The sequence below is a fragment of the Staphylococcus piscifermentans genome (assembly GCF_900186985.1).
Lineage (GTDB): Bacteria > Bacillota > Bacilli > Staphylococcales > Staphylococcaceae > Staphylococcus > Staphylococcus piscifermentans.
In genome coordinates, this window is sequence record NZ_LT906447.1 from 516,969 (window position 1) to 534,331 (window position 17,363).

Annotated in this window: 12 protein-coding genes; all 12 read left to right on the top strand. The window is 32.6% G+C overall.

Annotation, left to right across the window (positions count from 1 at the left end):
• Positions 1–2 precede the first annotated feature (2 nt).
• The 12 genes from dhaL (at position 3) to CKV71_RS02120 (ending at position 17,340) form a co-directional block, all read left to right on the top strand.
• Entirely contained in the window at positions 3–581 is a 579-nt protein-coding gene (dhaL, locus tag CKV71_RS02065) for a dihydroxyacetone kinase subunit DhaL (protein ID WP_095103301.1), read from the top strand.
• A 2-nt stretch (positions 582–583) separates the two neighbouring features.
• Positions 584–946 (top strand): dihydroxyacetone kinase phosphoryl donor subunit DhaM, encoded by a 363-nt coding sequence (gene dhaM / locus CKV71_RS02070; RefSeq protein ID WP_095103303.1) that lies wholly within the window; start codon positions 584–586, stop codon positions 944–946.
• A 328-nt stretch (positions 947–1,274) separates the two neighbouring features.
• A complete protein-coding gene (gene galU, locus CKV71_RS02075) occupies positions 1,275–2,138 on the top strand; it encodes a UTP--glucose-1-phosphate uridylyltransferase GalU (RefSeq protein WP_095103305.1) in 864 nt (287 codons plus the stop codon).
• Positions 2,139–2,173: 35 nt separating this feature from the next.
• Positions 2,174–4,555 (top strand): CDP-glycerol glycerophosphotransferase family protein, encoded by a 2,382-nt coding sequence (locus CKV71_RS02080; protein WP_095103306.1) that lies wholly within the window; start codon positions 2,174–2,176, stop codon positions 4,553–4,555.
• Entirely contained in the window at positions 4,548–6,821 is a 2,274-nt protein-coding gene (locus CKV71_RS02085; RefSeq protein ID WP_095103308.1) for a glycosyltransferase, read from the top strand. The genes CKV71_RS02080 and CKV71_RS02085 overlap by 8 nt, the downstream gene beginning before the upstream one ends.
• Before the next feature lie 31 nt (positions 6,822–6,852).
• On the top strand, positions 6,853–8,358 hold the full coding sequence (locus CKV71_RS02090; protein WP_095103310.1) for a glycosyltransferase: 1,506 nt from the start codon (positions 6,853–6,855) through the stop codon (positions 8,356–8,358).
• Between the two features lie 240 nt (positions 8,359–8,598).
• A complete protein-coding gene (locus CKV71_RS02095; RefSeq protein WP_095103312.1) occupies positions 8,599–10,104 on the top strand; it encodes a glycosyltransferase in 1,506 nt (501 codons plus the stop codon).
• A 104-nt stretch (positions 10,105–10,208) separates the two neighbouring features.
• Positions 10,209–12,374 (top strand): bifunctional glycosyltransferase/CDP-glycerol:glycerophosphate glycerophosphotransferase, encoded by a 2,166-nt coding sequence (locus tag CKV71_RS02100; RefSeq protein ID WP_095103314.1) that lies wholly within the window; start codon positions 10,209–10,211, stop codon positions 12,372–12,374.
• Between the two features lie 24 nt (positions 12,375–12,398).
• Entirely contained in the window at positions 12,399–12,794 is a 396-nt protein-coding gene (gene tagD / locus CKV71_RS02105) for a glycerol-3-phosphate cytidylyltransferase (RefSeq protein WP_095103316.1), read from the top strand.
• Between the two features lie 370 nt (positions 12,795–13,164).
• Positions 13,165–14,499: an APC family permease gene (locus CKV71_RS02110; protein ID WP_095103318.1), complete on the top strand. Its 1,335-nt coding sequence runs from the start codon at positions 13,165–13,167 to the stop codon at positions 14,497–14,499.
• Positions 14,500–14,669: 170 nt separating this feature from the next.
• The gene (locus tag CKV71_RS02115) at positions 14,670–15,605 is read left to right on the top strand and encodes a ketopantoate reductase family protein (protein ID WP_095103323.1); all 936 of its coding nucleotides are present in this window, start codon (positions 14,670–14,672) and stop codon (positions 15,603–15,605) included.
• A gap of 202 nt (positions 15,606–15,807) precedes the next feature.
• Entirely contained in the window at positions 15,808–17,340 is a 1,533-nt protein-coding gene (locus CKV71_RS02120; RefSeq protein ID WP_095103326.1) for an aldehyde dehydrogenase family protein, read from the top strand.
• Positions 17,341–17,363: the final 23 nt, after the last annotated feature.

The following is a 17,363-nucleotide window of genomic DNA, read 5'->3' on the forward strand; positions in this document are numbered from 1 at the left end:
TGATGGATGGCTTAACACTGAAAAAACGATTATTGAATTTACAAGAAACTTTTGAAGAAAGAGAAGATACTTTAACAGAGTTAGACCGTGAAATAGGAGACGGTGATCATGGGGTCAATATGGTAAGAGGCTTCAATGCTTTGGCCGATGCACTTGAAAATGTAGAGAGCGTGCCAGATGTATTGAAAACGACAGGCATGACATTGATGTCTAAAGTTGGAGGCGCTTCTGGCCCATTATACGGCTTTGGATTTGTCAAAATGGCACAAGTGGCTGAAGATGAAATTACAGAAGAAAACTTACCTCAGCTGCTGCAAGCATTTTCAGATGCTGTAGCTCAGCGTGGAAAAGTAAAGCTGAATGAAAAAACGATGTATGATGTGATTGAACCTGCAAGAGAAGCGGTGGCCTCAGGAGAAACCGTTGACATATCGTATCTACAACAACTAGCAGATGAAACGTATCATATGGTAGCAACGAAAGGCCGTGCTGCTTACTATAAAGAAGCATCTCGTGAACATACCGATCCAGGTGCACAAAGCAGTGTCTATATTTTAAATGCTCTGATTGGAGATGAATAGCCATGACCTCTATTATTGTCGTAAGTCATAGTGAAGAAATTGCGGAAGGTATACAGAAGCTGATTGCGCAAATGACAGAAGGTGTTGAAGTGATTCCAGTCGGTGGCAGTGACGGTACAATTGGAACTTCATTTGAGCCGATACAACAAGCTATTGAAGGATTGAAAGATGATGCCTTGTGCTTCTATGATTTAGGCTCAGCAGAAATGAACTTGGATATGGCAATTGAAATGTATGAAGGCGACTACCGTGTTGAAAAAGTTGAAGCACCGATAGTAGAAGGCAGTTTCTTGGCAAGCGTCAATATTTCGACTGGGAAAGACTTTGGAGAAGTAGTGGAAGCGGTCGAGAGCGAATTCAGATAAAAAAAGATGAATATAGAGGAGACGTACTTGCGAGAGCGAGTGCGTTTTTTTATTGGATATTTTTACGTTTATTTGCTATCTGCAAATAAAAGGAATGCGTTTATTTATAAAAAATATTTATATTTTATTAAATGAAAATGATTTATCGATGGTAAGAAAGTTAATCTTTTATTTAAAAAGTTAATGTAGTATATTAATTATAAGGTTTTAGTGTTCTAGAAAATTCTTGTTATCCTGCCAAATTAGATGGTAGTCATAACAACTAGAAATACTATAAATAATACCGTTTAAATCAACGACACAATTACTATAACTTGGAGGGAACAACATGATAAAAAAAGCAATTATTCCTGCAGCAGGTTTAGGTACGCGTTTTTTACCCGCTACAAAAGCAATGCCAAAAGAAATGTTGCCGATATTAGATAAACCGACTATTCAATACATTGTGGAAGAGGCATCTGCAGCAGGTATAGAAGATGTAATTATTATTACTGGTAAACATAAAAGAGCGATAGAAGATCATTTTGATAACCAAAAAGAATTAGAAATAAATTTAGAAATCAAAGGGAAAATCGAGAAATTAAAGAAGACGCAATACCCCACAAAGTTAGTCAATTTATTTTATGTTCGTCAAAAAGAACAAAAAGGATTGGGAGATGCAATATTATGTGCCAAACAATTTATTGGCAACGAGCCGTTTGCTGTCTTGTTAGGTGATGATATTGTTCAAGCAGAGAAACCTGCTATAAAACAATTAATGGAGCAATATGAAAAAACAGGAAAGTCGATTGTAGGCGTGCAGACAGTTCCAGAAAGTCAAACGTATAGATACGGTATTGTAAATCCTGTTTCTCAAGAAAACAATTTATATAAAGTAAAACAATTTGTGGAAAAACCCGAACTCGGTAAAGCACCGTTGAATTTAGCTATAATGGGACGTTATGTTTTATCTCCATCTATTTTTGAATACTTGGAAAGTCAAGAACGTGGTGCAGGCGGAGAAATTCAATTAACTGATGCCATTGAACGTATGAATACTGAAGAATCTGTCTATGCGTACGACTTTGATGGTCAAAGATATGATGTAGGAGAAAAAATTGGTTTTATAAAAACGACAATTGATTTTGCATTGAATAATCCTGAAATGAAGGATGAAATTAAAGCATACATTAGAAAAAACATAGATCAATAAAAGAAGTTCTTCGAATTAGGAAAGAAGGGTTATAATTGCCGACAGAAAAGATATTAAATGAAGCTCAATACGAACTTTCTCAATCATATGATAGTAAATATGAAAAGATTTTAGCGAAAAATTTAGGACAAAGAATTATAGAACATTATAATAATTATAAAAATGAGGAAATAGAATCAAAAACAATTCTTTATGAGACATTTCATGGGAAAAGTCTAACAGATAATCCTTATGCTATTTTTAAAAAGTTAATTCATGATGAAAAGTTTAGAGACTATCAACATATATGGGTTATTAATAATTCAGAACCATACAAAGACTATCAAAAAATTAAAAATGTTAAATTTGTAAGTGTAAATTCAGATGGGTATTTATATTACCTAGCTACTGCAAAATACTTAATCAATAATACTTCTTTTCCGCCTTACTTTTTAAAAAGAAAGGAACAAATATATTTAAACACTTGGCACGGTACACCTTTAAAAACTCTCGGAAAAGATATGAAAGGACCATTAAATCAGCTTAAAAATCTTCAGAGAAACTTTATTCAAGCAGATTATATTTTATCTCCTAATGCGTTCACAACTGAAAAGTTGGCAGCTTCTCATAATTTAATAGGTATTTATGAGGGAGAGTTTTTAGAAACAGGATATCCTAGAATAGATTTAATCACTGAGACTAAAGAAAAAGATATTATTAAAAAATTAAAAAAGTACATTAAAGTAAATCCGAAGAAAAAATTGGTTTTATATGCGCCTACATGGAGAGGAAATGTAGGGGAAGAAAAAGATATAAAAAAAGAAATCAAAGATATTATAAAAAACATGCAAAATAATTTAGGAGATGGATATCAACTTCTTCTGAAAGTTCATCCTCTGTTATTTAAATTCTTTAAAAATGACAAGGAATTAGGAGCAATTTTCATTCCAGATTTTATCGACATGTGTGAAATACTTTCTGTAATTGATGTGTTGATAACTGATTATTCAAGTGTCTTCTTTGATTTTTATGTCAGAAATAAACCTATCATTTTATATACTTATGATAAAGAAGAATATTTAAAAGAACGTGGAACATATTTAAAATTCGAAGATTTAGGTTGTTATATTGCTAATAGTCAAAAAGAATTAAATCAATTACTGCAGAATCCTGGAAATCTAAAAGGTTGTGCTGTAAATGAATTTGTTGAATGGCAAGATGGTACTGCTACTGATAAAGTCATAAAAGCTTTGTTTTATGGAACACAAAATCTTGATTATGCTAAAAAAATAAGTAATATCAAAAAGAACGTACTTATATTTGTAGACGAGTTTAACGGAAAAGACTTTGAGAAAAAAATTACATTCATCAACAATATTTCTAGAAAAGAGAATAATATTATTGTCCTGACAAAAGATAAGTTGAAATACGAAGAAGAGAATCAATTAAAACAGCTTATAGGTATAAAATTATTCTTTAGATTTGGCAAATTAAATGTTGGAAAAGAATTGTGGACTGAATATATGCTTTTAATGGAGCAGCAAAACGTTCATTTGAATCAGAGTAAGTTAGAGCAAATTTCTACAAACGAAATCCATAGATTGCTTGGTTATATTGAGATTAATAAGATATATAACTTAAGTAATGATAAGTTCTGGAAAAATATTTTAGGTAATTTCCCAATTGCCAGTAAATTAAAATTTCAATACTTGGAAAAGAATGATTTACAGTCCATTGAGGAAGATGAATTCTTCTTTAACAAAAACGAAAATAGAAGATTTGAACACTTTATTTCTTTTGAAGCTGGATCATTAGCAATTAAGAATAATAACAAAGATATTCAATTTATTTATAGTAAAACTGAAAAAGAGAATGCTAAGTCAGCAATCTTAGAGAAATATAATAATTACTTTATTCCAATAGTATCAAATTCTATTAACACTCAGTATATTATGGTTAAACAGAATATCTTAAATGAAGATTTTATTTTAATAGATGTTGCAAATAAATCAATTGAAGAAGTAATGAGTTTTTATTATAAATTTAACGAAAATAAATCTGACAGAGCAGCAAGACTCATTCTAATAAATGTAAGCCATAATTTAATTGATGAAATTAATCAAGAGATACATGAAAGAGACATAGTAATGCCTGTACTTAAAGAGGAAGCGGATTTATATCATCTTGCTCGTAAATCAAAATTTTATTTTGTTTTAGAGGATTTAAAGGATGCTTTTTATAAAGTAGTTTGTGCGCTTCAAAATGGCATCGATGTAAAAGTCTGTGATGAAAGTTATATTAATAAAACATTGAAGCTAGATATTGAATACGTTGATAATTGGGAATCATTTTTACCACTTTTTAAGAAATATGATTTAGTATCTTCTAGCAACAAAGAAACAAGAACTGATGAAAGAGTGGAGATATTGAATGTCTAAGTTAAGTTCATTAAAGAAGATTTTGCTTAAACAAAAACAAGAATTAGAAAAACCTATAGTTAAATATAAAAGAGAAAAAAACTTTAAGAATGCTGTTGATTTCACCAACCTTTTCAACCATAAACCTTTAAAGAAAAATCAAATAGTGTTAGCTATTGAGAAATTGCCGGCTCAGCAAGAATTAATTCTTATAAAGAGTTTGAAACAAAAATATCCACATAAAAAAATCTATATTGCTATAAAAAAATTAGGTGAGATAGACGAAATACCTGACGAGTATAAAGATTATAACTTTATAGGATTTAATGATGCGGCATTTCTAAATTTGTTAGTAACAAGTAAGTATATTATTTCGTATACAATATTACCTACTTACTTTATCAGAGATAAAAGACAAATTTTAATTCAAACTTCTGATGATTTCTCTTGGAAAATCGATGATAATAACCAATTTGATAAAAGAAAAATTCGTATCCAACATTCATTATTCCAAGCATCACACTTATTATTCAAAACAGAAAACGAAGTAGAAAAATACACTTCGTTATTTAATATCAATGGCATATTTGAAGGTCATGTATATAGCAATGCCAATTTTTATGTTAGACAAGAGAATAGAAAAAGATATCCAAGCTTCATCCTATTAAATAATATCTACTCTACTTCTCAACTCAGTGATATATTAAGTAAAGCAGACGAAGTACTGTCTGATTATTATATTGTCGCACATCAGGATGTATATAATTATTATTCAGAAATTGAAGAATTAGATTATCTACTGGTCTCTCCAAATATTGAAAATGAAGCGTTGAATTTCAATGAAGCAGATATCATGTCTGATAAAGAAACAGATCTTATTGGAAAAGAAAATATGTACTATCAAATTGACGAAGAGGGTGAGCTCTATTTTATGCATACAGAGCAGCGTCTGTGTCAATTAAATTTCGATATTATGTTTAATATTATAGATGGTAAAGAGAAAGATTATTTTAAAATAAATAATGGTAAACAAAATATCATTATGTATTGCGGAGGCTTTCAGCCAAACGGTATTACTTCTTCTGCAATCAATTTATCGCACTCTATCGATTATGATAAGTATAATTTGATAGTTATAGACAAAGGCCAAGTAAATAGTGTAATGGAATATAATATGGAGAGAATTAATCCTAGAGCAAATTTAGTATTTAGAATTGGTCAAAGTAATACTACTTTTAATGAATACCGTAAAAATCAATTTATTACTCAAAGAAGAGGTTATAGAGGATTTTTAGGAACAGAAGATTTTAAAAACTTTTATAATAGAGAACTTAGAAGAATGCTAGGGGATATTCATTTAGACATCGCAGTAGACTTTAGCGGTTATGTACCATTTTGGACAGCCATGTTTGCTTTTGCAAATATAAATAAAAAAGTAATTTATCAACACAATGATTTGCTAGCTGAAACAAAGAAAAAGATAAAGGGGCAATATAAGCATAAATACATCTTGCCAAGAGTATTTTCACTATATCAATTTTACGACAAAATCCTTTCAGTTTCTGAACCACTTAAAGAACTTAATGCAAAAAATTTAAAGAAGTATGCTCACTATCATCAGTTCGACTTTGTAAATAATATTATTAATTTTAATGATATATTAGCAAAATTGAATAACCAAAATAGAGAACTTATCATATCAAATGAAACTGAAGAAATTTATCTGTTAAAAGAAATGAAAGATGTTTCAATCGTCGAAATTGAAGATAAAAAAGATGAAGGAATTAAATTAGTAACGATTGGCCGTTTGTCGCCTGAAAAAGACCATAGCAAGTTATTTTACGCTATTAAAAAATTTAAAGATAATAATCCAAAGATAAATATACAATTGGAAGTTTTAGGGTCAGGAGTATTATATTCTGAATTACAAGCACTTATCTTGGAATTAGGATTACAAAAATGCGTTCATTTATTAGGACAAGTCAATAACCCTTATCAATATTTAGAACGTTGTGACTGTTTCATTCTTTCTTCAAATCACGAAGGACAACCAATGGTGTTACTAGAAGCACTTTCTATCGGAAAACCTATTATAGCAACAGATATTACAGGAAATAGAAGTGTACTAGAAGGTACACATGGTTTGCTAGTCGAAAATTCAATAGACGGGTTGGTCGAGGGATTAGAGAAGTTTGCTCATCATGAAGTACAGGATAATCACGAATTTGATATCAATGAGTATAATGATGCTGCAATTCAAATGTTTTACAACAAAATTAGTGATTAATTATTAAAATAAAGCTTAGGGGAATCAATTTATGAAAAAATTAGTACCTATTGTATTTTTACACAATATTAAGAAAGTTAACGGAGGACTTCATAAAGCTGCGTATCACCGAATTAATACGTTATCTAAAGTTTATAAAAGAGCGATTATTTTCACATACGGGTTTGATCCTGAATTTCAAGAACTATGTAAATATCATAAAGAAGTTGGTAATATAGCAGAAAATGTAGAAATATATAATTTATATGAGAATAATAATGCAGATTCTTCTACACAAAAATATGAGAAAAATCCTAATTATACTTATTTTGCTGATGCTAAGCAAAAAAATACTTATAGAGTTTTTGATGAAAAGGGAAGATATCATTACTATTTAAGATTACATGAGGATGGTACGGCTAATTTCAAAGATGTTTTTACCACACCTTGGAAGCGTTATTTAAAAGAAATTTATGGTCAAAATGGAAAAGTAAGAAAAGCAATTTATATGGATGATAGAAACAAACCATCATTCAATGTTTTATATTCAAACGAAGGCAAACCAGTGGTATCATCATCTTTGCACAAAGATAACTTTAGACCAGTAAATTATTTCTGTCATTTAAATGAACGACAATATACTGATGAAATATCAATGGGAGTAGATGTACTTAAAGAATTTATAAAAGATATCCCTCATCCATTGTTATTTATTGAAAAAAGAGAACACGTAAAACCGTTCAACAGAATAAAAGGTGCCAACATTAAAAAGATTTATATACTGCATAATAATCATTTAGATACACCATTTACTGATATTCATAAATTTTCTCCTTCAGTAGATGACTTATTTGAAAGTATAGAAAATGATGAAATCGATAAATTAGTAGTATTAACTAAAGAGCAACAAGAAGATATCAACAAAATCAAACACATTGAAGATAAAATAAAGGTGATTTCACATCATCAACCTAAATTAACGAAGTTCATGGAAAAATTACCTGAGAATAAAGATCCATTAATTATTTCATTAGCAAGATATCATAATGCTAAAAACTTACCTGAAGCGATTGACATCGTGAAAGAGGTTGTCAAAAAAATACCTAAAGTTAGGTTTGAAATTTACGGTTATGGACCAGATAAAGAAAAACTTCAAAAACAAATCGATGATGCAGGATTAAAAGACAATATCTTTTTAAAAGGGCATGTTAACAATACTATCGATAGACTTAAACAAGCAAAATTATACTTATCTACATCTAACTATGAAGGCTTCCCATTAGCTTTACTTGAGTCGCTTGCTTGTGGTGTTCCAATTGTTTCTTATAATACCAAGTATGGACCAATTGAAATAATTCGAGAAAATAAAGATGGCTTTGTAATCGATAAATTAAGTAATGATAGAATAAAGCAAGCTGCAGAAAAAGTAATTCAAATTCTGCAAATGCCAGAAAACGAATACAAAAAAATGCAGAAAAATGCGTTAGAAATTACAAAACGTCAACATGAGAAAAAGATAAACAAACTATGGTTAGAATTGTTAGATGAATTAAGCTGAAAATAAAATACTGTCTGAAATAATATATTTTTAAAAATAAGGGTTGAAGAGATGTAGAATTCACTTCAATCCTTTTTTGCCTCGAAATATGAATTTTACTAAGTAAATGTTATAATTTTGTAAATACGATAGACATAAATTAAACTATTTTTGTTTTATGAGATATGTTTGCGTGAAAATAATTACATATATACAGATAAATAGTCTGGAATAAGTAATTAATTGAAGGGAACAATCAATATGATATATACAATCACTTCTACTTTGCCGAAGTTCCATGCAGGGAGAACTAAAGCACTTTTGAAGCGGATAGATTTTATTCAAGATAAATTAAAGAGAAAGCAAACAATTCTTACGACTAACTATGATCCGAATTATCGAGATGTTTATCAATCGTTTGAAGAGAGAGGATTATTGAAAAGCAATATTCCAATCATTAATCTTTATGAATGGCTTTCAGATTATAATGTTTATAACATTCGTAAAACTAAATTTAAGAAACAAAAAATTTATAAACCACAGCCGATTAGAATTTCCAATTATGAAGAGAAAGAAGACGAAAAACGGAATGCTATAAGATATTACGATAAAGATACTGGCAAGTATTTAATGTATCGCCAATTCTTTCCAGAATCTGACATCATTAAATTTGAAGATTACTTTGTGGATGGTGTGAGACATAAAATTGAACGTCATGAATTTAATATGTATGGTTATTTACATCGAATCAGTAATTTTTCGCGTAAGTTAAATAAGAAAATTGAAGACCAATTTTATGATTTAGATGGCAATATTTATTGTCGGAGATTCTTTAATGAGGATGAAAATAATCGAATAAACTCTATATTAGTCTATAAAAATGGACGTGTAGAAAAAGGATTCAACAATGAAAAAGATTTATTTACTTATTTCTTTGATCATATTTTTGAAGATGGAGACACTGTCTTTGATGATGCAAGATTATTAGATAAATCATTATTGGATTGCAATAAAAAAGTGAAACCGATTATGGTTTTACATAATACACATTTGGAGGGCAATAAGATTAAAGGTTCATATCGAACAGCTTTATTTAATTCAGATAAAGTATTTAAATATATTGTCCTTACACATCATCAAAAAGAAGATATCCAAAGTGAACTCGATATTCCTGACGATAAATTTGCTGTTATACCGCATTTTATAGAAAAATCTAAAGCAGCAAAAAGCGAGAAGAAGAATCGTTTTATTTATATGGGACGTTTTGCACCAGAAAAACAAATTCCGCATATTATAGAAGCTTATAAAATTTTTAAAGATAAAGGTTATGCTACCAAATTAGTTTTATTTGGAGCAGGAATCGGAGAGGAACGCCAGGCTATTGAGAAGTTGATTCAAGATTATCATCTCGAGGATGATGTAACTATCGAAGCTTTCACTGAGAACCCTTTAGAAGCGTTCAGAGAATCAAAGGCTTCCTTGCTGACAAGCCGACGTGAAGGCTTCGGACTTACTGTAATGGAAAGTATAAACGAAGGTTGTCCGGTGATTGCTTACGATGTGAAATATGGTCCGAGAGAAATTATTGAAAATGGCAAAAATGGCTATATTGTAGAAGTGGATAATATTCAAGGTGTTGCTGATGCGATGGTTTCGGTTATCGAGCATCCGCTTCAACATGTTAAAACTAAAAAGACTTTAACAGAAAAAGCCGCTATAAAAAACTTTAAACAACTCTTTAAAGAAATAGACAACTCGAAACCGTAAATTATCATTATAGACTGATACACAAATTAAGGGAGCTGGGAAAATATCCCGCTCCCATTCTTCCCAAATGATATAAAAGAGATAATACTAGAGGAGATAATATTATGAATGACTTAACTATTGTTATTACATATTACAACTCAGAAGAATATATCACAGAATGTATCAATAGTCTTAAAAAGCAAAGAAATCAAAATTTTGATATCGTTATAGTAAATGATGGGTCTGAAGATAATTCAAAAGCTTTACTTGATCGAGCTTTGCAAGATTATAATAACGACATTAAAATTATTAATTTAACAGAAAACCACGGTCATGCCTATGCAAGAAATGTAGGGATAGAGCAGGTTGAAACACCTTACTTCATGTTTTTAGATGCCGATGATCAGCTTGCTTCTTATGCTGTCAATTTCTATTTAAAAAAATTAAATGGCTTAGACGGCTTAGTGGCACCGATTTATAAATTCACTTTAAAGCAACCGCAATTTATCGATTACAATAAAGTGAAAATTGAATATCTCACAGGGAAAAAGAACCCCAATTCTTTTTTAAGGAAAAATACAGCTTGTAATATAATCTTTAAAACAAGTATCGTGAGAGCGCACAATATTCAATTCGACGAGGCATTACATACTTATATTGACCGCTCGTTTTTAATTGATTATGTGCGTTATGTTAATCGCTTTGTAAGAATTTTCAACTTCCCGTTTTATTATAGAGGAGAAGTTTATCATCCATTTGAATCTGAAACTTTATCTGAACAAGATTTCGATAAACTCTTTGAAGAATATGTGGAAAGTTATTTTAAACAAATAGACCAAACAGATAATAAACAAATTCGAGATTTCTTAAATCATAAGATGATTGCGAAGATTAAAAGGGATTTTGATCCAGCACGTAGAGATATTGAACAAAGATATGACAGACATCGACAAACACTTAAGAAATTAGCGAAACACTTAAAATGGGCATTATTAAAAGAAGGTTCTGGTTTGTTCAAAACAGAAATGGTAATGTTGATGTTCAACCAATCCGATAAGGCATTCTCTTTAAATAAAGGGCGTGCTGCCATAAGACATCTAAAAAATATTGCCACTAATTCTAAAAGGAAAAACCGCTCAATTTACGAGCTGAAAGATAAACCTGAAAATGTTTCAGATACAACTATTCTATTTGAAACTTTCGGGGGTAAAAATTATAGTGACAGTCCTAAATATATTTATGAATATATGATGGATAAATATCCTGAATATCATTATATTTGGGTATTTAATGAGCCTGAAAAACATAGTGTGCCGGGAAATGCTGTGAAAGTAAAAAGAGGTTCTTCAGAATATTATAAAGCTTATTCAGATGCGCATTATTGGGTGACGAATGCTAGAACGCCGCTATATTTGCATAAAAAAGAAAATCAAACTTATATCCAGACTTGGCACGGTACACCGTTAAAACGTCTAGCAAATGATATGAAAGTTGTAAGAATGCCTGGCACCACGACACCTAATTATAAGCGTAACTTCCATGAAGAAACTTCCAGATGGGATTATTTGATTTCTCCTAACCGTTATTCTACAGAAATCTTTGAATCAGCATTCTGGATGAATAGAGAACGTATTTTAGAAATAGGTTATCCTAGAAATGATGTGTTAGTTAATCGTTCCGATGATACTGAATATAAGAATGCAATCAGAGAAGGACTCAATATTCCTGAAGACAAAAAAGTGATATTATATGCACCGACTTGGAGAGACGATGAGTTTATCAAAAAAGGCCAATACCTCTTTGATTTGCGTATTAACTTAGAGAATTTACAGGAAAAGTTAGGCGATGAATATGTGCTTCTCTTGCGTATGCATTATCTTATAGCTAATGCATTGGATCTCAGCGGATATGAAGAATTTGCTGTAGATGTTTCAAACTACAATGATATTTCAGAGCTTTACTTAATTTCAGATGCGTTAATCACTGATTATTCATCCGTAATGTTTGATTATGGTATTTTAAAACGTCCGCAATTCTTCTTTGCTTACGATATTGATAAATATGACAAAGGTTTGCGCGGATTTTATATGGATTATATGAATGATTTGCCTGGTCCAATTTATACAGATCCATTTAAATTAGCAGATGGACTTAAACAAATGGACCGAATTGCTGAAGAATATTCAACTAACATCAATGCATTTTATGAGCGTTTCTGTTCTCTTGAGAAAGGTACAGCCTCTGAATATATCGGAGAAATGATTCATAAAGACATTGAAAATAAATAATTAAAGGAAAGCGAGAATTTAAGAATGAAACGTGTAATTACTTATGGAACTTATGATTTACTGCATTATGGACATATTGAACTTTTACGTAGAGCAAGAGAAATGGGCGATTATTTAATCGTAGCACTTTCTAGCGACGAGTTTAATAAAATAAAGAATAAAAAATCTTATTACAGCTATGACCAACGCAAAATGATGTTAGAGTCTATTCGTTATGTAGATTTAGTCATCCCTGAAGACGATTGGGGACAAAAAACGAAAGATGTTGATAGATACGAAGTCGATACTTTTGTAATGGGTCATGACTGGGAAGGTGAATTCGACTTCTTAAAAGACCAATGTGAAGTGATTTATCTTAAACGTACAGAAGGTATCTCAACAACTCAAATCAAAAAAGAATTATACGGAAAAGAAAAATAAGCAGAAGCTGGGACGAAATATTGTCCCAGCTTCTGTATTTTTCTTCTTTTCTTTTGAAGCTTTACACAATCTCTGTTGCTCATTACACTGCTGTGCGTTAAACTGTATAAGAATGCTAAGATTCAGAGAATTTTAGGGGTAAAAGTAACTGAGACAAATAAAATGTTATTTTATCAGTATGGCAATGAATAATTGGGGCAAGTTTAATAAAAGCGACTGGGGATAGCGCAACTCATATAATCGATACAATCGTATATCGTTATTATATATGTTGCAGTCTCAGTCTTTTTATTTTGCAGAAAACTGATGCAAGAATAGCATTCTTTCTCAAGTTACTTATCATATATTCGGTGAATGGAGGATAGGTAAAATGAGTAATCAAAATGAGTTGAAACGTAATCTCGGATTCTTCTCAGCCATTTCCATTGTCATGGGAACGGTCATCGGAGCAGGTGTCTTCTTCAAAGTATCTAGCGTTGTGGAAGTAACCGGTTCTACGAGTATGGCAATGTTTGTTTGGTTATTAGGCGGACTTGTTACCATCTGTGCAGGACTCACTGCAGCTGAACTGGCAGCAGCAATTCCTGAAACAGGCGGTTTAATCACATATATTGAATATACTTATGGCAGTTTCTGGGGCTATTTATCAGGCTGGGCTCAAGCATTTATATATTTCCCGGCTAATATCGCAGCCTTAGCGATTGTCTTCGCAACACAATTAGTTAATTTATTCCATATGCAAGCGGGTTGGATTGTCCCGTTAGCGATATTAACAGCATTATCGATTTACTTTATTAACTGCTTAGGTTCTAAAGCAGGAGGCATGCTACAATCTATTACATTGGTGATCAAATTGATACCAATTATTTTAATCGTAGTAGTAGGATTATTCCAAGACAGCAATGTAGACTTTTCATTACTGCCGCTTCAAGCAGGTGAACATCACGGCTTCTTCACTGCGTTAGGTGCAGGATTGCTTGCTACAATGTTTGCTTACGACGGTTGGATGCACGTCGGTACTATCGCAGGAGAATTGAAAAATCCTAAACGCGATTTACCAGGTGCGATCACTATCGGTTTAGGTGCAGTCATGATTGTTTATTTACTCATCAATGCAGCATTCTTAATGACACTGCCAATTTCAGAAATCAGCGGCAACTTAAACGCGGCCAGTGAAGCTTCAGTTAAAATCTTTGGTGACGGCGGCGGTAAAATCGTTACTATCGGTATTATGGTTTCCGTTTACGGTGCTTTAAACGGCTACTTAATGACAGGAATGCGTGTACCGTATGCCATGGCAGAACGCAACCGCTTACCATTCCGCAACTTCTTCTTGAAATTGACACCCGGACAAGCACCATGGGCAGCAGGACTTGTGCAGCAAATCATCGCATTCGTCATGATGTCACTCGGCGCATTCGATACCATCACAAATATGCTCGTCTTCGTCATCTGGACCTTCTATTCCATGTCCTTCTTGGCAGTTATGATTTTAAGAAAGAGAGAACCAGAGATGGAGCGGCCTTATAGAGTGCCTCTTTACCCGATTATTCCGCTCATTGCATTATTGGCAGGAATCTTCGTATTGATCAACACGCTCTTTACGCAAACACTCTTGGCAGTTATCGGTATTGTGATTACCTTATTAGGTATTCCAATTTATTTCTATAAGAAGAAACAAGAGGAAAGAGAAGGCATCAAGTAGAGGACTTTCTTGAGTCGGCGCGACAGCCGGCTCTTTTTTTTCAAGCAAAAGAAGTTATCTAAAAATTCTAAATATAGTCTAGACCTAAACTGACTTTCTGCCGTACAATAATAGATATAGTGTCGGTAAAATAGAAAGCCGAAATCTGATTACAAAGGAGTAAGGTACATATGAAAGTAGCAGTAGCTGGTGCCGGAGCGATGGGCGGTCGTGTCGGTACACAAATTCAACAAGCAGGATACGACGTGACATTTATTGATTATTGGGAACCGCATGTAGAAGCGGTGAACGAAAATGGATTTGAAATCCAAACGGAAACCGAAACTTATAATGTTCCTGCAACGATGATTTATCCGCATGAAGTGAAAGAAGCTTATGATTTAGTGATTATCTTAACGAAGGCGATGCGTTCAGAGGAAATGCTGCGCGACTTGAAGCAGTATGGTGCGATTAATGCGGATACTTCTGTGTTAACGTTAATGAATGGTTTAGGACATGATGAACGCTTTACTAAAATCGTGCCGGAAGAACAAGTTTACTTAGCGGTGACTGTATGGACTGCTGGACTTAGAGGACCAGGCCAATTGTTATTAGAAGGCACAGGTGCCATCGAGTTCCAACGTGTGGATGGAAAGGTGACAGAACGCACGTATGAAATTCAAAAGGTCTTTGAAGCGGCAGGATTGAATGCGACGATTAGTGATAATGTGATGGTCTCTGTTTGGAATAAAGCAGCATTAAATAGTGTGTTGAATCCTTTATGTACAATTCTAGATAAAACAATTGCTGAATTTGCGGAATATGATCAAGCGCATGAAATGATTGTGCCGATTATTGAAGAAATTGTGGATGTCGGTACCGCAAGAGGTGTGGACTTGAATTTTGACACAATCGTAAATAAAATCGAGAAAACTTATCCAGTAGAAGCGCAAGGATTGCATCATCCTTCAATGCATCAAGATTTATATTCAGGTCGTTTAACTGAAGTGGATTACCTAAATGGTCAAATTGAAGCATATGGTCAAGAATTAAAAATTCCGACACCGAATAATACGATGTTGAAGCATTTAGTGCATCAATTAGAAATGAAATATGTTAAAGAATAAAGCTATTCTATCTCATTAAGGTGTTAGGTAAATGATTCACAAGCACATTAAATGAACTAATTATAAGTGTGTGTGATAATAATAATCAGAGATGTAAACGTTTTACTTTTCAACAGCTTTACTGCGTGACTGGCAGTTGAAATGATACAACGGTTAGAAACGCACCAATATAAATCAAAGAACTTAAAGGAGGACTTTAAGCATGAGTGTAAATGTAAGAGATTATATCCAAGATAGTTATGATTTATTTATTAATGGTAAATTTGTACCGAGTGATTCTGGTGAAACACTTGAAGTGACAAATCCTGCAACTGGTGAAGTATTAACGAAAGTAGCGAAAGCAGGAGAAAAGGATGTAGATAAAGCAGTTAAAGCTGCACAAACTGCATTTGACAGCTGGGGTAAAACACCGAAAGAAGAACGTGTTAAATTATTACGTAAAATCGGTGACAAAATTTTAGAACAAAAAGATCGTCTTGCGATGATTGAAACTTTAAATAATGGTAAACCAATTCGTGAAACATCTACAATTGATGTTCCGCTTGCTGCACGCCACTTTGAATACTTTGCAAGTGTTATAGATACAGATGAAGGTTCTGTAAATGATATGAGCGAAGATGTGATGAGTATCGTCCGTCATGAACCTATCGGAGTCGTGGGTGCTGTCGTTGCCTGGAACTTCCCAATGCTATTAGCAGCATGGAAATTAGGACCTGCTTTAGCTGCAGGTAATACAGTTGTAATCCAACCCTCATCATCTACACCGCTAAGCTTGATTGAATTAGCGAAAATCTTCCAAGAAGTATTACCAGATGGTGTAGTGAATGTCTTAACTGGTAAAGGTTCAGAATCAGGTAACGCCATCTTCAATCATGAAGGCGTTGATAAATTATCATTCACTGGTTCTACTGATGTAGGTTATCAAGTTGCTGAAGCTGCAGCCAAACGTATTGTACCTGCTACTTTAGAACTTGGCGGTAAATCAGCCAATATTATTTTAGACGATGCGAACTTAGATGTAGCTGTAGAAGGTATTCAATTAGGTATCTTGTTCAACCAAGGTGAAGTTTGCAGTGCCGGTTCAAGATTATTAGTCCAAGAAGATATCTATGATAAATTAATCAAACGTTTGAAAGATGTCTTCAGTCACCTTAAAGTCGGCGATCCAACAGATGAAAATATTCAAATGGGTTCTCAAACTGGAGAAGCACAAATGAAAAAAATCCAAAGTTATTTAGACTTTGCGAAAGATTCAGGTGCTGAAATTTTAACTGGCGGCCACAGAATTACTGATGGCGAATTAAGCAAAGGCTATTTCTTCCAACCGACAATTATTTTAGTAGACAATAATGATAACAAATTAGCACAAGAAGAAATCTTCGGACCTGTCTTAACTGTTATTAAAGTTAAAGACGACGATGAAGCTATCCGCATTGCTAACGATTCTGAATACGGTTTAGCTGGTGGTGTGTTCTCTCAAAACATTAACCGTGCTTTAAATATTGCACGTGCTATCCGTACTGGACGTGTATGGATCAACACTTATAACCAAGTGCCAGAAGGTGCACCATTCGGCGGTTATAAAAAATCAGGTATCGGTAGAGAAACTTATAAAGGCGCATTAAAAAATTACCAACAAGTTAAAAATATCTTTATCGATACAAGCAATAAACCAAAAGGCTTATATGAATCAGGACAAAGCGATGTTCTAGATCATGATGATCATAAATTCTAATTTCTAGATGAATGAAATCCCGC